This is a genomic window from Klebsiella sp. GL120222-02 (genome assembly GCF_003097195.1).
Lineage (GTDB): Bacteria > Pseudomonadota > Gammaproteobacteria > Enterobacterales > Enterobacteriaceae > Klebsiella > Klebsiella variicola.
On sequence record NZ_QEQO01000002.1, the window covers coordinates 704,895 to 725,621 of the forward strand.

At 55.7% G+C, this 20,727-nt stretch carries 24 protein-coding genes and 1 pseudogene; 10 read left to right on the forward strand and 15 right to left on the reverse strand.

Annotated features, from left to right (window positions below):
* Positions 1-102: 102 nt before the first annotated feature.
* Positions 103-993: a LysR substrate-binding domain-containing protein gene (locus N438_RS08725; RefSeq protein WP_008807694.1), complete on the forward strand. Its 891-nt coding sequence runs from the start codon at positions 103-105 to the stop codon at positions 991-993.
* Positions 994-999: 6 nt separating this feature from the next.
* Here N438_RS08725 and N438_RS08730 read toward each other — a convergent pair whose 3' ends face one another.
* Both N438_RS08730 and N438_RS08735 read right to left on the reverse strand, forming a co-directional pair.
* Positions 1,000-2,784 (reverse strand): sensor domain-containing diguanylate cyclase, encoded by a 1,785-nt coding sequence (locus tag N438_RS08730; RefSeq protein WP_012542132.1) that lies wholly within the window; start codon positions 2,782-2,784, stop codon positions 1,000-1,002.
* A 73-nt stretch (positions 2,785-2,857) separates the two neighbouring features.
* Positions 2,858-4,066 carry an HD domain-containing phosphohydrolase gene (locus tag N438_RS08735; protein WP_049010394.1) on the reverse strand — a complete coding sequence of 403 codons (1,209 nt, stop codon included), beginning with the start codon at positions 4,064-4,066 and terminating at the stop codon, positions 2,858-2,860.
* A gap of 308 nt (positions 4,067-4,374) precedes the next feature.
* Here N438_RS08735 and fraE point away from each other — a divergent pair, with 308 nt between their 5' ends.
* The 4 genes from fraE to N438_RS08755 all read left to right on the forward strand — a co-directional run bounded on the left by fraE (position 4,375) and on the right by N438_RS08755 (position 8,112).
* The gene (fraE, locus tag N438_RS08740) at positions 4,375-5,418 is read left to right on the forward strand and encodes a fructose-asparagine asparaginase (RefSeq protein WP_012542131.1); all 1,044 of its coding nucleotides are present in this window, start codon (positions 4,375-4,377) and stop codon (positions 5,416-5,418) included.
* A gap of 657 nt (positions 5,419-6,075) precedes the next feature.
* The gene (gene lpxP / locus N438_RS08745; RefSeq protein WP_008807690.1) at positions 6,076-6,990 is read left to right on the forward strand and encodes a kdo(2)-lipid IV(A) palmitoleoyltransferase; all 915 of its coding nucleotides are present in this window, start codon (positions 6,076-6,078) and stop codon (positions 6,988-6,990) included.
* Between the two features lie 89 nt (positions 6,991-7,079).
* Positions 7,080-7,718 carry a leucine efflux protein LeuE gene (gene leuE / locus N438_RS08750; protein WP_004203730.1) on the forward strand — a complete coding sequence of 213 codons (639 nt, stop codon included), beginning with the start codon at positions 7,080-7,082 and terminating at the stop codon, positions 7,716-7,718.
* Between the two features lie 130 nt (positions 7,719-7,848).
* A complete protein-coding gene (locus N438_RS08755; RefSeq protein WP_004203731.1) occupies positions 7,849-8,112 on the forward strand; it encodes a DUF2534 family protein in 264 nt (87 codons plus the stop codon).
* Positions 8,113-8,171: 59 nt separating this feature from the next.
* Here the strand turns inward: N438_RS08755 and N438_RS08760 are convergent, their stop codons facing one another.
* The 3 genes from N438_RS08760 to N438_RS08775 form a co-directional block, all read right to left on the reverse strand.
* The gene (locus N438_RS08760; RefSeq protein WP_012542130.1) at positions 8,172-8,297 is read right to left on the reverse strand and encodes a hypothetical protein; all 126 of its coding nucleotides are present in this window, start codon (positions 8,295-8,297) and stop codon (positions 8,172-8,174) included.
* Between the two features lie 193 nt (positions 8,298-8,490).
* Positions 8,491-8,592, reverse strand: coding sequence for a YoaK family small membrane protein (locus N438_RS08770; RefSeq protein WP_004150782.1), 102 nt, complete (start codon positions 8,590-8,592; stop codon positions 8,491-8,493).
* A gap of 57 nt (positions 8,593-8,649) precedes the next feature.
* Positions 8,650-9,663 carry a sensor domain-containing diguanylate cyclase gene (locus N438_RS08775; protein ID WP_008807688.1) on the reverse strand — a complete coding sequence of 338 codons (1,014 nt, stop codon included), beginning with the start codon at positions 9,661-9,663 and terminating at the stop codon, positions 8,650-8,652.
* A gap of 301 nt (positions 9,664-9,964) precedes the next feature.
* Between N438_RS08775 and N438_RS08780 the strand changes: the two genes are divergently transcribed.
* Positions 9,965-10,204, forward strand: a complete 240-nt coding sequence (locus N438_RS08780) for a DUF333 domain-containing protein (RefSeq protein WP_008807687.1) — start codon at positions 9,965-9,967, stop codon at positions 10,202-10,204.
* Here N438_RS08780 and N438_RS08785 read toward each other — a convergent pair.
* Entirely contained in the window at positions 10,194-10,532 is a 339-nt protein-coding gene (locus N438_RS08785; RefSeq protein WP_162493323.1) for a DUF488 family protein, read from the reverse strand. The genes N438_RS08780 and N438_RS08785 overlap by 11 nt on opposite strands.
* Positions 10,533-10,536: 4 nt before the next feature.
* Positions 10,537-11,046 (reverse strand): DUF523 domain-containing protein, encoded by a 510-nt coding sequence (locus N438_RS08790; RefSeq protein WP_012968516.1) that lies wholly within the window; start codon positions 11,044-11,046, stop codon positions 10,537-10,539.
* A gap of 145 nt (positions 11,047-11,191) precedes the next feature.
* Between N438_RS08790 and N438_RS08795 the strand changes: the two genes are divergently transcribed.
* On the forward strand, positions 11,192-11,884 hold the full coding sequence (locus tag N438_RS08795) for a CTP synthase (RefSeq protein ID WP_012968515.1): 693 nt from the start codon (positions 11,192-11,194) through the stop codon (positions 11,882-11,884).
* Between the two features lie 31 nt (positions 11,885-11,915).
* Here the strand turns inward: N438_RS08795 and N438_RS08800 are convergent, their stop codons facing one another.
* A complete protein-coding gene (locus tag N438_RS08800; RefSeq protein ID WP_162494479.1) occupies positions 11,916-13,091 on the reverse strand; it encodes a CynX/NimT family MFS transporter in 1,176 nt (391 codons plus the stop codon).
* Between the two features lie 106 nt (positions 13,092-13,197).
* Between N438_RS08800 and N438_RS08805 the strand changes: the two genes are divergently transcribed.
* A complete protein-coding gene (locus N438_RS08805; RefSeq protein ID WP_008807682.1) occupies positions 13,198-13,992 on the forward strand; it encodes a helix-turn-helix transcriptional regulator in 795 nt (264 codons plus the stop codon).
* Here the strand turns inward: N438_RS08805 and N438_RS08810 are convergent.
* The 3 genes and pseudogenes from N438_RS08810 to N438_RS28750 form a co-directional block, all read right to left on the reverse strand.
* A complete protein-coding gene (locus N438_RS08810; RefSeq protein ID WP_012542127.1) occupies positions 13,976-14,422 on the reverse strand; it encodes a DUF441 domain-containing protein in 447 nt (148 codons plus the stop codon). The genes N438_RS08805 and N438_RS08810 overlap by 17 nt on opposite strands.
* A gap of 117 nt (positions 14,423-14,539) precedes the next feature.
* Positions 14,540-15,040 carry a YbaK/prolyl-tRNA synthetase associated domain-containing protein gene (locus N438_RS08815; protein WP_008807680.1) on the reverse strand — a complete coding sequence of 167 codons (501 nt, stop codon included), beginning with the start codon at positions 15,038-15,040 and terminating at the stop codon, positions 14,540-14,542.
* A gap of 95 nt (positions 15,041-15,135) precedes the next feature.
* A pseudogene (locus tag N438_RS28750) lies at positions 15,136-15,292 on the reverse strand (hypothetical protein).
* On the opposite strand from N438_RS28750, the gene N438_RS08820 reads away from it, so the two are divergent.
* Positions 15,287-16,423: a glycosyltransferase family 9 protein gene (locus tag N438_RS08820; RefSeq protein WP_162822960.1), complete on the forward strand. Its 1,137-nt coding sequence runs from the start codon at positions 15,287-15,289 to the stop codon at positions 16,421-16,423. The pseudogene N438_RS28750 and the gene N438_RS08820 overlap by 6 nt on opposite strands.
* A 171-nt stretch (positions 16,424-16,594) precedes the next feature.
* Here N438_RS08820 and N438_RS08825 read toward each other — a convergent pair whose 3' ends face one another.
* The 3 genes from N438_RS08825 to umuD all read right to left on the reverse strand — a co-directional run bounded on the left by N438_RS08825 (position 16,595) and on the right by umuD (position 18,784).
* Positions 16,595-16,837 carry a DinI family protein gene (locus N438_RS08825; RefSeq protein ID WP_002901096.1) on the reverse strand — a complete coding sequence of 81 codons (243 nt, stop codon included), beginning with the start codon at positions 16,835-16,837 and terminating at the stop codon, positions 16,595-16,597.
* Positions 16,838-17,099: 262 nt separating this feature from the next.
* Positions 17,100-18,362 carry a translesion error-prone DNA polymerase V subunit UmuC gene (gene umuC / locus N438_RS08830; protein WP_012968510.1) on the reverse strand — a complete coding sequence of 421 codons (1,263 nt, stop codon included), beginning with the start codon at positions 18,360-18,362 and terminating at the stop codon, positions 17,100-17,102.
* A gap of 2 nt (positions 18,363-18,364) precedes the next feature.
* Positions 18,365-18,784 carry a translesion error-prone DNA polymerase V autoproteolytic subunit gene (umuD, locus tag N438_RS08835; protein ID WP_008807676.1) on the reverse strand — a complete coding sequence of 140 codons (420 nt, stop codon included), beginning with the start codon at positions 18,782-18,784 and terminating at the stop codon, positions 18,365-18,367.
* 494 nt (positions 18,785-19,278) lie between these two features.
* Between umuD and N438_RS08840 the strand changes: the two genes are divergently transcribed.
* Positions 19,279-20,055: a BPL-N domain-containing protein gene (locus N438_RS08840; RefSeq protein WP_016160704.1), complete on the forward strand. Its 777-nt coding sequence runs from the start codon at positions 19,279-19,281 to the stop codon at positions 20,053-20,055.
* A gap of 26 nt (positions 20,056-20,081) precedes the next feature.
* On the opposite strand, the gene N438_RS08845 is transcribed toward N438_RS08840, so the two are convergent.
* On the reverse strand, positions 20,082-20,669 hold the full coding sequence (locus N438_RS08845; RefSeq protein WP_022065835.1) for a TetR family transcriptional regulator C-terminal domain-containing protein: 588 nt from the start codon (positions 20,667-20,669) through the stop codon (positions 20,082-20,084).
* Between the last annotated feature and the right edge of the window lie 58 nt (positions 20,670-20,727).

Consider the following 20,727-nt stretch of genomic DNA (forward strand, 5'->3'; position numbering starts at 1 on the left):
TCGATGCGCACAGTATGCTTCGCAGGCTAATGGTTATCAATTGCATCATTCATGCGTTATTGATAAGATTTTTATTATCAATTTACTTCGCGGAGTTCGGCCATGTCCTTGCGAGCGTTACGCCATTTTGTGGTCGTTGCTGAAGAATTACATATGCATCGGGCGGCGGAGCGGTTACATATCGCCCAGCCCGCCCTCAGCCAGCAGATTAAACAACTCGAGCAGCGCCTGGGCGTGGTGCTCTTCTCCCGCGCTAACCGGCGCCTGACCCTCACCGCCGCGGGCGAGGCCTTTTTACAGAAGACGCGGCTGGCGCTGGAGATGGCCGATCAGGCGGTCCTGGACGCCCAGCGCACCGCGCGAGGCGAGCAGGGGCGATTGCATCTGGGCTATGTCTCCAGTGCGATGTATGACAGCAAACTGCCGGGGCTCCTGCGCGAGCTGCGCGCTGACTGGCCGGGGATTGAGCTGTCGCTGGTGCAGGGGGATGTGCAAATGCTCTACGAAGCGCTGCTGGATCTGCGTCTGGATATCGCCATCATCCGCGCGCCGCTGGCTTCACCGCCGGACGCGCTGGTGGTCAGGCCATTTGTGCGGGAAAAACTTTGCCTGGCGCTTTATCAACAGCATCCGCTGGCAGGCGTGGGGGCGCTCAATCTGGCCTCGTTGCGCACTGACAACTGGATCTCGCTTGACGATCCGCAGGGCACCGGACTGGAGCAGGTATTTATTGACGCCTGTCGCGTCGCGGGTTTTACGCCGCAGGTGGTGCAGCGAATTAACGATGTCACCTCGATGATTAGCCTGGTCTCCGCCGGGGTGGGGGTGGCGCTGGTGCCGGTCTCGGCGCGGGCCTTACGCCTTGATAACGTGGTGTATATCGATCTCCAGGATCGGCTGGCGGAGAGTGAGCTGAGCATGGTTTACCACCGCCATTTCCGTTCGGCGGTGGTGCGGAAAGTTATCTCGCTGCTTAATGCCGCTGAGCAATAATCCCGCTTAGCGGGTCTTCAGGCGGCCAAAGCTGACAATCCTTGAACGGCCCAGCTCTTTCGCCCGGTACAGCGCGGCGTCCGCTGCGCGCAGCAGGCTGTCGCTTTGGGTGTGCTGCGGGTAGCTGGCGATGCCAATCGACACATCCACCTGGCCTATCTCGGTCAGGCCATCGCGCAGCGTCATATTGTGCACCTGGGTGTAGATCTCGCTGGCGCACTGGTGCGCCCCGGCTTCGTCAATGCCGGGGAGCAGCACTAAAAACTCCTCGCCGCCGTAGCGGAAAGCCATGCCGATATCGCGCACCGCGCGCTGCACAATGGTCGCGACGCTCTTAATCACCAGATCCCCGGCTTCATGGCCGTAGCGGTCATTGATGGCTTTGAAGTGATCGATGTCGATCATCAGGCAGCTCAGCGGGGTGTGGGTATGGACCGCCAGCGCCATCTGCGAGTGCAGCGCTTCATCAAGATGATGGCGGTTACGCAGGCCGGTCAGCGAATCGAACAACGCTTTTTCCAGCAGGGCGCTGCGTAAACGCTGATTGGCGAGCGCCAGCCCCAGCGCTTCGGCCATCAGCTCCAGGTAAGCCCGGGAAGGGGCGTCACTGGCGGTGACGTTCTGAAAGCTCAGCAGACCGATCGCTTCGCCCTGGGCGATGAGCGGTACGCAGAGCGACTGACCGGCGTGCGCCTCCGGCAGATGATAGCAGGTGATATCGGGCTCACCCTGCACCGGCGGATGGCTGAGTCCCCGCCGTATCGCCCAGCAGTCGTCGGGAGCAAAGGACGTCGTCTCCCCGGCGGGCGACAGCCACTGCGCCACGCAGCGCATCTGCCATGGATCGGTATCCAGAATATACAGTTTACCGGGGATCGTCGGGGCGATGTTCGGCGCGAACAGCTCCGCCACCTTAATCACATCCTCTATGGTTTCACAGCCCTGCAGACGCTGGGTCATACGCGCCAGCAGTTCACGGATCGCCCAGTCGGCGTCGCGCTGCTGCTCCAGCTGCTGGCGGGCCAGGCCGTTCTCGCGAAAAATGCGGATCGCCTGGGCCATATCGCCAATCTCATCCACCTGGGTGAAGTGCGGCGTCTCCACCGCATAGTCCTGGGAGGCGAGACGCTGCACCACGTCGCTCAGACGGACCACCGGGTACAGCACCCGGCGTTTGAGAATGAAGCCGAGGACAAACAAAAACATCAGGGCGGTCAGGCCGACCATGATTTCCGACAGCGTACGCCAGATCCGCGAGCGCTCGGTGGCCTGGTCGATAGCGATGGCGGCGCGATGCTCAAGCATCTGACGGAAGCGATCGATCTGCGTCTGCATGCGCTCCAGTTCGGTCTCATACGCTTTGCCGTACAGCACCGCGATGGCCGCTGGCGCATCGCCGCGGGCGACATGCGTCAGGGCCGCCTGCTGTTCATCCTGAAGCTCATCTGCGATCCGCAGACCATCCTGGAGTAGCGCCAGCTCCTCGCGGCTGGCGCCGTTATCTTTCAGTCCGGCCAGCCGCTGCTCAATGCTTTTGTCGGTCTGCTGCAGTTGCTGATACTGCGTAAGCGTCTCCGGCGAAGGCTTAACCACGTACAGCCGGGCGAGGTCAGACAGCGCCCAGGCGTCGTTTTCCACTTCGTCGGAGAGGGTATCAAAGACCTGGCGCTGTTGTACCGCCTGGCGTTCGACGCGGTCGGCGCTGGAGGCCATAAGCATGGCGCTGCCGGATGCCAGCGTCAGGCCGACGGTGATCCCGTAAGCCCAGTTGGTGATGGTGGCGATTCTCACCCTGTATTTCCTTGCATGCAGATGAAGCTGTTTTAATTATAGAACTCGCCCCCCGCCATGACGGCGGCCTGCCTCAGGGGCGGTGCTCGCTGCGGGGGTGTTCGAGGGTCTGAAGAATGATGGCGTGCAGCGTTTCCGCATGGTGGCGCAAAACGAGAAAGACATCGCTATCCAGAGCGCCATTTATAACATCCGCTTCCATAATCTGTAAGGCCTCCTGCCAGGCCATTCCTTTACGATAAGGGCGATCTTCGGTCAGCGCGGTGAAAATATCGGCGATAGAGATAATACGGTCGGCGAGGGTCAGATGATCTTTTTCGAGATGCAGAGGGTAGCCGCTGCCGTCCAGTTTTTCATGGTGATTCGACGCCCAGTTAATGATGTCGCCGAGCTCGCTGTAGTCGCTGAGGATCTCGCCGGTCATATAGCTGTGCTCGCGCACCTGGTTCAGTTCGTCCTCATCCAGTTCGCCCTCTTTTTCGAGGATGGAAAGCGGGATAGAGATCTTGCCGATATCGTGCAGATAGCCGGCAATCTGAATTTGCTGGCAGATGGGCTCCGGCAGTTGCATCCAGCGGGCAAGCTGGCGGGCGATTTCCCCCACCATGATGCTATGGGTGGCGGTAAAGCTGCTGTAGGTGTCGACAATTTTGGCAATCAGCAGGCAGATATCTTTCAGACCATGAATATCCAGATACAGCGTGTTGATGGGACCAATAATTTCCAGCAGCCGTTGAATATGGCCGGGATGAAGGTGCTGCCAGAAGTTCGCATTTTCAGCGACCTCGCACAGCATATCGCACAGCGGCGGATCGATCTCCCGGTGCAGGGAGACGAACTGTTCCACCACCGCCCGTGTGGGCCAGCCGGCCACGTGACTCCCGGCAGGCAGCAGCCGTTCAAAGGCATCGGCGAAATAGACAATATGCTGTTCGCGGCTACCCCGGTGGTCCGGGCTAAAATGGTGATCGCGAATGAAGGGGACAATGGGCAGAAAGGTCACTAACCCTTCCAGCATCGCCGCCCCCTGGCGCTGATGCGGATCGTGGATGTTATCGATGGCATCCAGCGAATGAATGGTGCGTTTATCTCCCAGCACGCCGATATCGTGCAGCAGCGCGGCGCAAAAAATGGTCTGCTGCCGCTCGGCAGGCAGCCCCAGCCTTTGCGCCAGCGTCAGGGCGATTAAGGCCGTTCGTTGCATATGCTGGTGCAGTTCAGGGTTAATGATCTGAATGACTCTGGTCGTCAGCATTAGCGCTGATTTCAGGGCAATACGCATTTCTGTTCTCCGTACGCGTTACCTGGCGGGCAAAAATGACCTCGCGGGTGACGGAAGTGTCGATAATCTGATCGCAATGCGTGTTGTGTAGTTGGCTGCTGAACAGGTTAATACCCAGAATGTATCAGGTTCATAGCGCTGCCCGATTCAGAGCCTGCCGTGCACCAGATTTGGGCGATGTTGATGCGAGAACCTTATTATTGTCTGATAGTTAACCATTTCCCCCCCAAAAAATAAATAAATTCTGGCAAGCCCTTTGCATTAAGCAAGCGTTAGTTTGATTAATGTCTATGAAGGGAGTGACCTGTATGAATTTTAGAGCATTACTTACCATTGCGTTACTGACGATGAGCAGTCTGGCATTTAGCGAGACGCGTCTACCGCATATCGTTATTTTAGCCACCGGCGGGACGATTGCCGGTTCGGCGGCCAGCAATACCCAGACAACGGGTTATAAAGCCGGGGCGATTGGGGTGCAGACGCTGATTAACGCCGTGCCGGAAATGAGTAAAATCGCTCATGTCGAGGGCGAGCAGGTGGCGAATATCGGCAGTGAGAATATGACCAGCGACATTATCCTGGAACTCTCGAAGCGGGTGAATGCGTTATTGGCCCGGGATGATGTCGATGGCGTGGTGATCACCCACGGCACGGACACCCTCGATGAAACCCCTTATTTCCTCAATCTGACGGTCAAAAGCAACAAGCCGGTGGTCTTTACCGCGGCGATGCGTCCGGCGACGGCGATCAGCGCCGACGGGCCGATGAACCTGCTGGAAGCGGTCACAGTCGCCGCCGATCCTGATGCCCGGGGTCGCGGGGTGATGGTGGTGCTGAACGACCGCATCGGCGCGGCGCGCTTCGTCACCAAAACCAATGCCACTTCGCTGGATACCTTCCGGGCGCCGGAGGAGGGCTACCTTGGCGTCGTGGTGGGCGGAAAACCCCAGTTCGAGACGCGCGTGGATAAAATTCACACCCTGCGCTCGGTGTTCGATGTCCGCCAGCTGAAGACCCTGCCGAAGGTGGTGATCATTTATGGTTATCAGGACGACCCGGAGTATATGTACGACGCGGCGATCGCCCATCATGCCGACGGTATTATCTACGCCGGAACCGGGGCGGGGTCGGTGTCGGTACGTAGCGCTGCGGGCATCAAAAAAGCGCAGCAGGCGGGCATCGTGGTGGTTCGCGCCTCCCGTACCGGCAGCGGTGTCGTGCCGCCGGATGACAGCCAGCCTGGGCTGGTGTCCGACTCCCTCAACCCAGCGAAAGCGCGTATTCTGTTGATGACTGCGCTGACGCAAACGAAAGATCCACAGCTGATCCAGCAATATTTCCACACCTACTGATCCTCTGCGGCCAGGGCGTCGCTCACGCCTTCGCTGCGGTTTGCCCCACAGTGACCCGATGTCGGGTCACTGTCCGCGCTAAACGCCGCGCTTTATGCGTATAAGGCGTAAAGAAATATTTTTTTTACGGCGGGTGAGGGCGGTATTAAAGTGCAAACAACTGGCAAGACGCTTATTTTTAAAGCATCTTTAAATAAGTCTATTCTTAATTATTCCCTTAAGGCGATTTTAATATTCCTTATGCCGACGGATAAAAAATGTTTCACTCTGAAGCGGGAGTGCTTTAATTCTTTCGCGGTACAGACGACGATCTTGTGGACGCGGGCAGGCTGTGGGGCGCGTGGCTGAGCGGGCTCAGTCCCCGGCAGACAAGGCGTCCTCGCGGCGGGTTTCGGTTATGCCTGTTAGTAACGCTGATGATTAGCGTGAAAATGATATGCACGATGAATATATTAAGAAGAGGATAAGATTTAAGTTTACATTTGGTAACATTTGTGCCGCAATTATGTTTTTTTGTCAGCAAGCTGTTTTTTACTTGCCGGAGGGAATTTCAGCGGATTAGTATTGTCGAACTTGCTGTACGTACCGCCTAATGATGATAAATGGATTCTGTTTTCCTTAAGCGTTACCACATAATTAATGTTTACAGGAAAAATCATGGCCTGCGTATTTAATAAACAACTTTTACACCCGCGCAACTGGCTGACCTGGTTTGGGCTCGGCATCCTCTGGTTAATCGTGCAACTGCCTTATCCGCTGCTGCATTTTATTGGCACCAGCGCGGGTCGCCTCTCCCGACGCTTTCTCAAACGCCGCGAACATATCGCCCGGCGCAATATTGAGCTCTGCTTCCCGGACATGTCGCCGGCGGCGCGCGAGACCCTGATCGATCAAAACTTTATGTCGCTGGGAATGGGGCTTATCGAAACCGGCATGGCCTGGTTCTGGAGCGACGAGCGGGTCAAAAAATGGTTTGATGTCGAAGGATTTGCCAACCTTAATCATGCGCTTAGCGGCGGCAAAGGGGTGATGGTGGTCGGTGTGCACTTTATGTCGCTGGAGCTGGGCGGGCGCGCGATGGGGCTGTGCCGTCCAATGATGGCCACTTATCGTCCGCACAACAGCCCGCTGATGGAGTGGGTGCAAACCCGTGGTCGCCTGCGTTCGAACAAAGCGATGATCGATCGCAACAACCTGACTGGTCTGGTGCATGCCTTAAAATCAGGCGAAGCGGTGTGGTTTGCTCCCGACCAGGATTACGGTCCTAAGGGCAGCGTGTTTGCGCCGTTTTTCTCTGTCCCACAGGCGGCGACCACCAACGGCACCTATGTCCTGTCCCGTTTATCGGGTGCGAAAATGCTGAGTATCAGTATGGTGCGCAAGCTGGATCGCCAGGGCTACAGCCTGCATATTAGCGAAGTAATGAATGATTATCCGGGTGAAGATAAGCAGATCGCTGCCGGCTATATCAACAAGGTGATCGAGCGCGAGATTTTGCGTGCCCCCGAGCAGTATCTGTGGGTGCACCGTCGTTTTAAAACCCGCCCGCTGGGTGAACCTTCCGTCTATTAACCTTCCCGCACAGGCTGCGCTTTCAAAATCCCGACAGTTGGGGTAACGTGAGCCGGATCATGTTTTAGTCGTGCGCGAAGGAGTGCAGAGTGTTCGCTGAGTTTGGTGTTCTGAATTATTTGACCTACCTGGTCGGGGCGGTGTTTATCATCCTCGTCCCTGGCCCTAATACGTTTTTTGTGCTGAAGACGGGCATTGCCCACGGCGTGAAGAAAGGCTATCTTGCAGCGGCGGGCGTCTTTATTGGCGACGCGGTGCTGATGTTTCTGGCCTTTGCCGGCGTGGCGACGCTGATTAAGACCACGCCGGTGCTGTTTAACGTCGTCCGCTACCTCGGGGCGATCTACCTGCTGTGGCTGGGGGGCAAAATGCTCTACGCGGTGCTGACCCAGCGCGATGGCCAGGCCGACGCCAGCGCGGAGCCGGCGAGCGCGATCCTCAAGCGCTCTCTGACCCTGAGTCTGACCAATCCGAAAGCGATTCTATTCTATGTGTCGTTTTTCGTGCAGTTTATCGATGTCAACGCCAAAGCGCCCGGCGTGGCGTTCTTTATTCTGGCGCTGACCCTCGAGGTGATTAGCTTCTGCTATATGAGCTTTTTGATCCTCTCCGGCTCGTTTGTCACCCGCTACGTTAAAACCCGCAAGAAGCTGGCCAAACTTGGCAACAGCCTGATTGGTCTGGTTTTCGTTGGGTTCGCCGCGCGCCTGGCTACCCTGCAGTCCTGATCCCCTCGGGCCGGTTACCCGCAGACCGGCCCGCCGTCTCTTATTCTGCCCTGTAACAAAAACCCTTCATTTTTTATTGCATTGGTGTTACATATACAGCCGTTTATCGCTCAGCAAAAAGGAAGCCCCGATGATTCTGCAAAAACTCCTCAGCAATAAAAACTGCAAAAAATACTGTCTGTCGCTCGCGGCGGTGTTTGCTATCGCGCTGGCGGTGGTGGGGCGGGCGACCTTCGGGGGCGTGGTGAGCGAGTACAATATGCCGTACTCAGAGTGGACGACGTCCATGTTCTTCCTGCAGGGGGCGATGGTGACGGTTTACAGCATTGTCTTTACCGCGCTCTTCGCTATTCCTCTCGGCTTTATTTTCCTCGGCGATGAGCGCCAGGATTAAGCGTCAACGGGCGAACCATGGTTCGCCCTGTCTTATCGGCCCATCAACAGCCTGAAGGATTAATCATCGTCATGATAGTGATGATGGTGGTGATGGCGATGGGCGTGGTACCCATCGTCAATAATGCATCCCGATAACAGCGTGCACAGCGCAATAATCAACGGTAACACGATCGGTTTTTTCATCCCTTACTTCTCCCGCTATTCTGCTTTCCCCGGGGCAGAGAATGCCGCGGTGGATAACGTGAGTGTAAAGGGTTAACTTGTTGATGGGATAGGATAACTCCGCAATATCGCCGCCGCGATCACCACCAGCCGAACTGGCTGCCGGCCACCGCCACGATGGCGACAACCAGCATAATAATGGTGCTTTTTTTCATTATGCCCCACCCGGCGCCGCATAGCCGCCGACAAAAAACCAACCGAGAAAGACGACGGCGATGATAAAGATCGCCACCGGGAAAAGAATACCCAATTTCATGATAGTGTCCCTGTACCCACGAATGATGCCCAGCATGATACTGGATATCGCGGTACTTTAGTCAATATGAATGAAATTCTCCTGACGGCGGGACTTCTTATCCTGGTACATCGCCTCATCGGCGGCGCGTAAGGCCGCTTCAACATCGATACTCTGCGGATCGCAGATGATCACCCCGAAGCTGGCGCCTTCATAGTCGATACGCTGTTCGCCGAGGAAGTAGACGCCGCACAGGGCCTGGCGCAGGATCGTGACATACGCTTGCTGCGCCGCGGGATCCTGGGCGCTACCGACGATCAAAAACTCATCGCCGCCAAGGCGGCCAACGATATCCTCACGGCGCGCGACGGCGGTGAGTCGTTCGCCGACCTGCACCAGAAAGCTGTCGCCGCACGGATGACCGAACCGATCGTTAATGGCTTTGAAACCGTCGAGATCGATAAAAATCAGTGACACCTGCTGCTGCTGGGCGCGGGCGGAGGCAAAGCGTAGCGCCAGCTGCTTAAACAGCGCACGGCGATTAGGAAGCTGGGTGAGCTCATCGGTCGACGAGTGCAGCTCCAGCGCGACGTTAGCCGCCTGCAGCTGTTGCACCAGGGTGTCTTTTTCCACGTAGTGGGAAATGAGCTTCGCGAACAGGCCCATCACCTGTTCACCTTCGAGATTATAAGGTTGCTTCTGTCGGCTGGTGGCGCAGAGGGTACCGAACAGCGAGCCATCGGCCAGGCGGACGGGAATGCTTAAAAAGGTGGCGATCCCCAGCTCCTGGGCGGCGATGCAGGAGTGCCAGCGATGGGCCACGTCGTTGCTAAACGTGCACTGGTCCTCAAGGGCGCGTTTGCACAGGGATTCATCCCAGGGGACGGAGAATCCTTCCGGGATCTGCATTTCGCTGCTGTTATGGGCGAACATCACCTGCTGCCGCTGGGCGTTGATATCGATGCGGGTAAGATAGGTGGACTCCATTCGGGTCACCGCCTCAAGCATCTCCAGCAACTGGCGCACCAGGGTTTCCAGGGACTGTTCCGCAGCGAGGGTTTGCGACACCCGGGCAAGAATAAAATCTGACATGAATAATACAGCTCCAGCACGCCAAACGTCACCCCAGCATAATGGGCTGCAAACGGACATCAGCGTCGAATAAACAGTGATATTTTTAAATTTATCACATCTGTTTGGGGAATACTTGTCCACGCGGCAGGAAAAAAAGCCCCGTCGGGGGCGACGGGGAAAAACTCATTGATTATGGAATGATCTGTTCTCTGGTCAGTTCGAGAACAGGGGCTACTCTACGGGGGAAAAGTGCAGGCAAGATGGAGAAAACGTGGAGATTCAGGCTAAAATCCCCGGGCATTCAGGAAAGGGAGGAACGATGAAAAAGTTACTGGCTATTCTGCCACTGGTATTAGCCGGCTGTGCCCAGCCGCAGTCCACCGCGCCGACGAAAACCATCGGCATGGCCAATCCCGCGTCGGTGTACTGTCAGCAATCCGGCGGTACCCGGGTGCCGGTGCAAACGCCGCAGGGCGTTAGCACCCAGTGCAAACTACCCAGCGGCGAAACCCTCGACGAGTGGGCGCTGTGGCGCCGGGATCATCCGGCTAAATCGTAACCGGCAGGGCCGCCAGCCAGGCGGCCAACACCCGGGCATGATTCTGCTCGGTGTTCTTCGCAGCGTACAGCAGCGTCAACGGCTGGCGCTGCGCCAGCGCCGCCAGCCGCAGGCCCGTTTCACGATGGGTGTCGAGCTCCTGGCGATAGCGCTGGCTGAAGTGGGCGAAATCGATCGCCTCGCCGTGAAAGGCTTTTCGCAGCTCAGCGGAAGGCGTTAACGCCTTACACCACTCATCACAGGCCAGCGCCTCTTTTTTAATCCCCCGCGGCCAGAGACGGTCGACCAGCACCCGGTAGCCGTCGCTGCTTTCCTGCGGGTCATACACCCGTTTACATTGAATCATCATCCTGCTCCCTCTGTGCCATCCAGGCGAGCAACTGCGGGATTTGCCCGTCGGAAAATACCGTGATGCCGTGAGCGCGCAGCAGATCGGCCGCGACCCCGGCGCCCGCTTTGCGTCGTCCGCGAAAGGAGCCGTCATAGACAAACTGGCTGCCGCAGGTAGGGCTGCCATCGGTGAGTAACGCTGCCTGACAGCCCGCTTCCCGGGCGGCGCTGAGCGCCAGCCAGGCGGCCAGCTGGTAATGTCCCGTGACGTCGCGGCCGTCGCTTTCCACGATCCGCGCCCGCCCGGCAAGGACATCTCCGCCTGCGCCGCCGACGATCTCCGCCGGCAGACGGGGCGTGGACAGACCGGCCGCCAGCTCCGGGCAGTGGATCACCAGCCGCCCCGTCTGCTGCCAGCGGGACAGCGTCGCCGCCAGCTGTGCCTTCTCGCTACCGTTATACCGCACCTGGAATCCCATCAGGCAGGCGCTGACCAAAAGCTTACTTTTCATCCTTTCTCCCTTTCACGCTTGCTCCAGTATACCTTACCCGCCGTCGGGGGCGGTGGGGCGAAAATAAGGATTGTGTTCCACTGGAGGGATCGCTATCCTGACGTGCCTTGTGCTGCTCGTCTCGTCCAGACATAAGGAACCTGCTATGAAAACCCCTTTACGCCTCGCCCTCGTCGGCGATTATCACCCCGATATTGTTGCCCATCAGGCCATTCCCCTGGCGATAGACGATGCTGCCGCCGTGCTGGAGCAGCCGGTGAAATATGACTGGCTCGCCACCCCATCGATCGTCTCCGGCGAGGCGCTGGCCGAGTACGATGCCGTCTGGGTCGTTCCCGGTAGCCCGTATCGTCATCCGCAGGGGGCCTTTACTGCGATCCGCTATGCCCGCGAAAACGGCATCCCTTTCCTCGGCACCTGCGGCGGCTTTCAGCACGCGGTGATTGAATACGCCCGTAACGTGCTCGGCTGGCAGGATGCCGGTCATGCGGAAACTGACAGCGAAGGGCGGATGGTGATCGCTCCCCTTAGCTGTTCGCTGGTGGAGACCTCCGCCGTCGTCGAGCTGCGGGCGAATACGCTGATTGCCCGCGCCTATGGCCGGGAGAGCATTGAAGAGGGCTACCACTGCCGGTACGGGGTGGACAGCGCGTTTGCCGGTGAGCTGGAACAGGGCGATCTGCGCGTCACCGGCTGGGATGAAGAGGGTGAGATCCGCGCCGTCGAGCTGGTGACGCACCCGTTTTTTGTCGCCACGTTGTTCCAGCATGAACGCCACGCGCTGGATGGGCGTCCCTCGCCGCTGGTACAGGCGCTGATTCGCGCCGCGGCACAATAAACCCACCGGCAGCGGGCGCTGCCGGTCATCTTCAGGAATGGATTTCCCGGTCTCGTCCGGCGAGGGCGCCGCAGACCGCCATCACCAGCGAAATCAGCGCCACCGCCAGCAGCGGAATATGCCAGTCGCCATTAGCATCGTGGATCTTACCCATCAGCGGCGGCCCGCAGGCGGCCAGCAGATAGCCGACGCTCTGCGCCATCCCTGACAGCGCCGCGGCCTGGTGCGCCGAGCTGGCGCGCAGGCCGATAAACGTCAGGCCGAGGATCATGGTAGCTCCGGAGCCAAAGCCGAACAGCAGCGTCCAGCCGATCGCCAGCCCTGGCAGCAGCCACAGCCCGGCGGCGCTGATGGCGCACATCAGGGCGACCAGCACCGCGATCCCACGCTGGTCGCGCAGCCGATGCAGGATCAACGGTATCGCCAGACCTGGCGCGGCGGTCGCCAGCTGCAGCAGGCCATGCAGCGAGCCGGCCTGCGCTTCGCTATAACCCATACTCTGCAGAATCGATGGCAGCCAGCCGATAATCACGTAATAGACCAGCGAGTTGATGCCGAGGAACAGCGTCACCTGCCAGGCCAGCGCCGACCGCCAGATCCCCCGATTATGCATGGCGCCTGAGCCGGTCAATGGCGCCTCCGCCCGGTGCCGGGACTGTGGTAGCCAGCTGAGGATTGCCAGCAGCGGGAAGACCATCAGCAGCAACAGCGCGCCGCGCCAGCCGAATCCGGCCATTGCCACGGGAACCACCAGCGCCGAGCCGAGCGCCGCCGCGCCGCCCATCGTCAGGGAATAGGCGCCGGTCATCCGCGCGACATGCTGCGAGAAATCGCGTTTAATCAGCCCGGGCAGCAGGACATTGCCCAGCGCAATACCGCAGCCGATCACCGCCGTGCCGATAAACAGCAGTGCAGCGGAGGGCAGGGAGCGCAGGGCAATGCCGGCGCAGATTAGCAGCATTGCCAGCAGCAGGCTGCGTTCCATGCCGAACCGGCGGGCAACTCCTGCCGCCAGCGGCGAAACAAGGCCAAAGGCCAGCAGCGGCAGGGTAGTGAGTAGCCCGGTCTGCGCGGTGGTCAGGCCATAGTCGCTACGAATCGCGTCCAGCAGCGGCGCCGCGCCGGTAAAGACCACGCGCAGGGTAGTGGCGATGAGCAAGATACCGGCAATCAGCAGCGCGGGGCGGCGGCCGGTAGAGGAGATCACAGAAGACATATCATTCTCAAGGTAACTAACGAGGGGGTTACGATAGCGACTTTGTCCTCTGTTTAAATCAAGCTAAAATGACAGATTATCGCTAATATCGGACAACATGATGATCGGACTGGGTCTGGATGGTTATGAACCGGACAGTGGCCACGAATCGGCCATTGCCTTTCGTATTCAGGTGGTGGAGGCGGAGCAGTATATTCCGGCGCATTCTCACCGTAAGGGGCAGCTGATCCTCGCCCTGCACGGCGCCTTGACCTGCGAGGTGGAGAACGCGATGTGGATGGTGCCGCCGCAGTATGCGGTGTGGGTCCCGGGACAGCTTTCCCACAGTAACCGCGCCACCCCCGGCGCCCAGGTGTGTTTCCTGTTCATCGAGCCGGGCGCCGCGCCGATGCCGGACCGCTGCTGTACGTTAAAGATTTCCCCACTGGTGCGGGAGCTGATCCTCACCCTGGCGGAACGCGGCGGGGAGTTGCTGGCCGCCCCTGCCACGGCCCGGCTGGTGCAGGTTCTGTTTGATGAGCTGCCCCGGCAGCCGCAGGAGCACCTGCAGCTGCCGGTATCAAACCACCCGAAAATTCGTCAGATGGTGACGATGATGGCCGAGGATCCGGCGCGCTGGCAGACCCTGAGCCAGTGGGCGGCGGTGTTTGCGATGAGCGAGCGCAATCTGGCCCGCCTGGTAGTGCGCGAAACGGGGCTGAGCTTTCGCCGCTGGCGCCATCAGCTGCAGCTGATCCTCGCGCTACAGCTGCTGATCCGCGGGCAGACGGTGCAGCAAACGGCTCAGGCGCTGGGCTATGATTCCACCACCGCCTTCATCACCATGTTTAAAAAAGGACTCGGACAGACGCCGGGCCGCTATCACGGCAGCCTGGCTACGACTTCCCAATAAACAATGAGATGATCCCGGCGGCAATCAGCGGTCCGACCGGGACGCCGCGAAACAGGGCGACGCCGAGTACCGTGCCGACCAGCAGCCCGGCCACCAGATGCGGCTGGGTGCCCATCAGGGAGACACCGCGCCCGCCGAGCCACGAAACAAACACCCCGACCGCAATCGCCAGCAGTGATTTCCAGTTCATAAAGGAGTGGATCAGCGTCGAGGGCGGCAGCGTACCGCTGGCGATAGGCGCCATCACGCCGATGGTTAAAATAATGATCCCGACGGTCAGCCCCTGTTTCTCAATCCAGGGAAAGAAGGTATTCAGCGGTGTAACGCGCACGATAATCAGCACGAGGATAGAGATCGCTACGGTGGTGTTATGGCTGATAAAGCCGAGCGCCGCCAGACCCAGCAGGATCAACAGGGTGGTATCAAACATGTACAGAGGTCCTTGCCAAAAAAAGAAAGCCAAAAAATATCCCGCTTACTCTACGCATCGTGGCGTGAATAAACAGGATTTTCACGCCATGCGGCGAAAATCAGGGCGGATGCCCGGTTAGCTAAGGCGGCGAAAGGTCGCGATCTCCGGTCGGGCGATATGTAAATAATCCTCGGTATCGAGAATGATCGACCGGTCCAGGCGTCCGGCGTTAAAGGCGATTTGTGGAAAGCGCTCAAACAGCAGCGGGTCGGCCACCAGCCGCAGCGCCGGATGGAAGCTGAAGGGGGGAATGGCGCCGAACACGCAGGCGGTGAGGGCATCCACTTCCGCCGGACTGGCCAGCGAGGCTTTGCTGCCGCCGATATGTCGGGCCAGGCTGGCGAGATCGGCCTGCTGATCGGCGGCGAGGATCGCCAGCACATGCTGGTTGACGCCGTTTCCTTTTACTTTACAGACTAGCGCTTTTGCGCCCTGGCCAAGCGCGGTGCCGCGGATCGCCGAGACGGCTTCGCACTGGCCGACCGCGTCGTGCGCCATCACCCGGTAGCGCGCCTGGTGTTCGTCGAGCAGCGCGCACAGGCGCTGGTGGATATTACCTTCTACTGCTTCAAGCATAGCGTCCTCCTGACATCATCAAGCCGCCAGCTTAGCGCTGTTGCGTCAGCCTGCCAACGGTGGGCCGGGAAATTCACCATTCGCTCATTATTGCTTCACAGTGCTGTGGTGCAATCTCGCAGGCGCAGACGAGTTTTGTAAATAAAAAAAAGAATGATTTTCATTTTCAATCGAACTTTTTTTATTTCGCTCAGTCTCTATCGGACGACACAGAATATTAATAATTGCCGTAATGAGGTTAGGATGATGCACGATGCAACCATGCAGGGTTCCCCACGCAAGAAGTTTAATAAAATAAGGGAGCTCAACAGACGGCGGAATTACTTTACTAAGAAAGTACGTAATGCCCTGCGGGTGGGAGTGGCGAAAGCGCTCTGGGACCGCCGACGCCGGCAGCCGGTGGATTTGTCGTCCGCGAAAACTGTCTTACTCATGCGTAATGAGGGGGCGGTCGGCGATGTGGTGGTGGATTCCGCGCTGGTAAAATGCCTGCATCAGTCAGGTTATATCGTTGATTTTCTGCTGACGACCTCTAACAGCCAGGTGATGCGCTATAACCCGCGGATCCGCCATATTTATGAAGCTGAGCCGGTCAATTCCGCTGATTTTTTGCGTAAATTTAACCATAACGTTCCCCGCGACGTCATTAATGAACTGGCTAATAATAAGTACGATATTATTATTGACCCTTCGCTGTTCGATATTCCCGTGCATCGCCTGCGGCTTTTTCGACAAATAAAAGCCAAATCAGTACTCGGGTTTAATAAATGGCCATCGATTAAACATTACTCTCACTCTTTTGATTTTGACTGCCAGCGCTGGCACGTAACGAAGACGTTCGCGTTGATCGCCGACTATCTCCAACTGGACACCCGCGCTCTGGACACTTACGACCTGGCGGTGCCCGGGCCGATTATGCAGGAGGTGGCGCAGTATCTGGCGTCGCTGAGCGGAAAAGCGGTAGTGATTAATATTTTTGCCGGCCATGCCGACCGGAGTCTCTCCCAGACGCAGCTGGCCGAACTGCTCGACAAGCTGCGGGCTCGCCATCCGGGGCTGGCGGTTATTCTGCTCGATCACCGGCGTGAGATCCGCATCTCGCTGCCGCCGGAGGTGGTGATTAATCCGTTTAACACGCTGCACCATGCGATGGCGCTGATTGCCCAGGCGGAGCTGATTATCTCTCCGGACACCTCGGTGGTGCATATGGCGGCGGCGTGGAACAAACCGCTGATCGCGGTCTATAAGGACGTTCTGCTCAATAACCGGCTGTGGGCCCCGGGCTATGACAACGCCAGGCAGATCATTGTTAAATGCGGGAAGGTCCATCAGCATCGCGAGCTGGTGGATAGAATTATAGCGGCGCTACCGGAGACGCTGTGAGGGCGATGAGGGGAGGCTGGTAGGGCTCACCTGCTGGCCGTATGCAAGAGCCTGCAGGTGAGCGAAGGTTGCATTGCCAGTCTGCAACCGCCGCTATTGTACTGTTGCCCGCAGCTCTGACACATCCGGGAAAGCTCTTAAAGAGATGGCCACCGCCAACGACGGGCGGCATCACTCTTCAGTGAGCCACATATCCGCTTCTTCAAACATCTCCTGCACCGTACGGCTGATCAGCTCTTTTTCATGCTTGCTGGCGTCGGTGTTGATCGCCGGAAGCGTCATCATCGGCTTCACCCGCACTTCCGCTTCCGGGAAAATGCGCTGCATGCGTTTGGTCAGTTCGTTAAGAATGGCCTCTCTGGCACCCGGCAGCCCGGCAAAATTGCGCTTGTCATAAATCAGTTCCACAAACATCTTCTGTCCTCTGTATGCTGATCGCGGGCGATAGTTTTACTGTATTAATGTACAGTGTCAAGCGAATGCCGCGGTGCTGCTCATCCGCAACCTCGTGCGGGAGAGGGCTGCGCGCAAAAGCAGCACCTCGTCCGCCGGCGGTCAGGCAGGCCTCACTGACGAGCGGAGGGGATTTCCGCGCTGCAAAGGCGTTATCGCTGATTGCGTAGGCCTGGTAAACGCAGTGACCTTCACCCGAAGCGATGTCATTACCTGCGTACATTCATTTCGCGACGGGTAGGTCTGAATATCGGGTGGTGTAAGCCGGGGAAAGCATTTCACGCTTCATCGCCCAGGATTTTTCGATCCCCTGACCGGCAAACCAGACCTTTCCTTTCCCGGATTGATTTAATTGGTCGATAACATCCATTAACGCAGCACTATTTTTGCGCGGAGCGTTATCGTCAAATAAGTTTAGCTGCGCTATGCCATTACTGAAGAAATCAGCAAGCATAACACCGGCTTTCATATATCGATAACCATCAATCCAAATTCTCTGCAGGCAGTTTGTGGCACAATTTATAATGTCACGGGTATCATTAGACGGCGTTAATAGCTTCATTGACGCTTGGTTGCCATAATATGTTTCATTAACGGCGTGCGGACTCGTCCGGACAAATACGCTAACGAAGCGGCAAAATTGATGCTCACTGCGTAATTTTTCTGCTGCTCGCTCAGCATAGGCGCAAATGGCTTGATGCATATCTGAATACTGCGTTACCCGGTTGCCAAAAGAGCGACTACAAATAATCTGTTGTTTTGTTGGGGAAAATTCTTGTAGCTCAAAACATGGCTCACCACGCAGTTCGCGAACGGTCCTTTCCAGCACCACATTGAAGTGCTTTTTTATGACCCATAATGAGCTTTCTGCCAGATCCAGAGCGGTATTAATACCCATTAAATTAAGTTTTTTACTCATTTTTCGCCCAACGCCCCAGACCTCTTCAACAGGGACAAGGGCGAGTAGCCTGCGTTGGCGCACAATATTGGATAAGTCGACAACGCCGCCCGTGCCGCGCCATGTCTTGGCGGCATGGTTAGCGAGCTTGGCTAATGTCTTGGTTTGCGCAATACCTACGCCCACCGTTAAGCCAGTATTTTTCAATACGTTAGTTCTTATTTCATGGCCGAAGGTGGATAAGGGGACGCAATTCATTACTCCGGATAAATTAATAAAGGCTTCATCGATGGAGTAGATTTCTATTGATGGAGACATTGCCGTGAGCGTTTGCATAACACGGTCACTGAGGTCGGCATAAAGCGCATAGTTAGAACTGAAAAAATGAACACTGGAATAATAAGGGTTATTTTTTATTTTAAAGAAAGGTTCGCCATTTTTTATACCGAGGGATTTTGCTTCGGCAGAGCGAGAAATAATGCAGCCATCGTTATTGGACACGACCACAATAGGCTTCCCCTTTAAATCAGGGCGAAAAACCGTTTCACAAGAAGTATAGAAATTATTGACATCGACGAGGGCAAACATAATTATTTATGCGCTTTAATGCTAAAAATGACCACGCCAAATATTTCTAACTCTTCGGCATTATGAAACGAAATGGAAGCGTAATCGCGATTGTGCGGCACTAGCTGTAAAAAAGGATGAGTGCGAAGTTCTTTCACGGTGAATTCACCTGCGATAGCCGCAATGACGATATCACCATGTACGGCAGACAGTGAGCGGTCAACCACTAAAAGGTCTCCATCACTGATGCCGGCATCACGCATAGACTCTCCGCTGACTTTGATGAAGTAGGTAGCACTCGGATGTTTTATCAATAATTTATTGAGATCCAGCCTGTCCTCAACATAATCCTGAGCGGGGCTGGGAAATCCGCAGGGCACCCTCTCGGAGAAGAGGGGGAGCATGAGTGGGGGCGAAATCTCAGTTGGCCGAGTAAACTGCATGGTATCGATCCTCGAATACTGTTTTTATATACAGTATTATTGAATGTGCTGATGGATCAAGGCGCACGTGACGTTGTTTTTATAACTGCATGAATATAATGATGATTTATGTAAAACATGCCATGTGGTGTTGTTGCTGAACTGCCATCGCTGTGTAGCGCGACCAGTACGCCCAGGTTGATGTTTGCCCGGTAAGACGACCGCTGTATTACATGGAGCATGATCGACTCTTTTTTCACCCTCTCTTCGGTATTTAATGTTATTGAGAAGGCAATAAGATATGAGAATATCTCATTAAAAGATATTTATAAAATATTGTCGCCTTTACCTTACAGAATAAATAAATATTATTTATTTTAACTAAAACGGCTTGACAAATTTGATGTTGAGGATAAATTTGAGCAATCGCTCTAATTTATCGTCATCATCTGCGGGATCCAAAAGTGATACGCTGTGATTAACCATGACACTACATAACCAGGGGATCTACTGACATGAAAATTTTTTTCCAGGGCACCAGACTTAAAAAAGCAAAAATACTAACGGTTGCCTTTTCTTTCGCCTTTTTCACCGCATCGGTGCAGGCAAAGTCCTCGCAATCAGAGAGTTATAATGTCGCCGTTTATCGCGGGGAGGCCGGGTGCCCGGGTTGTTCTGAAATGGTGGTAAAATCGCTGATCGCGACAGGCCTGCCTCTGCACATCTCTTATGTTGGTGAAAAAGAAAAGCTGAAATTAAATGCGCAAACACTGAAAAAATTCGATCTCTATATTCAACCTGGCGGCGGTCAGGATATACCCGGATCTTATCAAGCCCTGGGTGATGAAGGGGCAGAGGCTATCCGTAATTTTGTGAAAAGCGGCAAATCCTTTCTTGGTCTTTGTATGGGAGCCTATCTTGCCGACAAAGACTGGATAGGGCTTATTGATGCGCCTTTAGAATCAGAGGTGGGGAGACCCGGTTCGCAGGCCGTTGATGAAGGCGATTATACCCTGCAACTGACATGGAATAATAAACAAGAGCCTTTTTACTACCAGGATGGGCCTTATCTCAACAGTAGTATCTCAAGTACTGGATTCCAGCCGATCGCTTACTACAAGAATGGAGATATCGCCATTGGTAAGTACCGGTATGGTAAGGGAAACATCATCCTGTCAGGTCCGCATCCTGAAGCCGATGAGACCTGGATAGACAGCGCTGCGCCAGGGAATACGACGGCAGAAAGTAAAATGCAGCGTATTTTAAGTTATCTCAATATAAAAAAGGGTTAACTGATACGCTACCTTGCTTCACCCACTCAGAAATCTTTTTTAAGTATTTTAAAGGCAAGCTCAGATATTTCATTAAGAAAAATGCTGCGTCTGTCTTCTGAATAATCGAGGATCAGCAAGCTGGAATACCCATCAATTAATGTGTTTATTTGTCTGGCTGAGGTAGCGGCGTTTTCCGCAAGGAACTCGCCTTCCTGCATCCCTACGCTAATGATGCCTTCAAGAATAGTGATCCATTGCAGGGAGTGATCGTGCACTAATTTAGCATAATCCGCATCGCGTGCTGCCATTGGCCATAGTTCAAGGTAGAGCAGCCAGTGTGCCGAAGGTGCATCGGGTAACAGCGTTCTGATATAGAGGTTTACTCTTTCACTAGCGCTCATTTTTTCTGACGCATTTAAAAACGCATGACATTCTTGTATGTCATTTTCAAACATATACTGAATAGTGGATTTCTTGAGCGTTTCCCAGTCTCGATAATAGTGATAGATATGACTTCTGGAAATATTCATTTTCTGCGTCAAATCACGGGTTGAGACATTGCTAAACCCTTTTTCTCTGAACAGTTGTAGCGCAGCTATTTTTATCAACTCAGAAAAATTGGCCGTTTTCAATATTTCAACCTTAATCACTATCCATTAAAGCGCGAACTATATCATAATTTCTGAAACC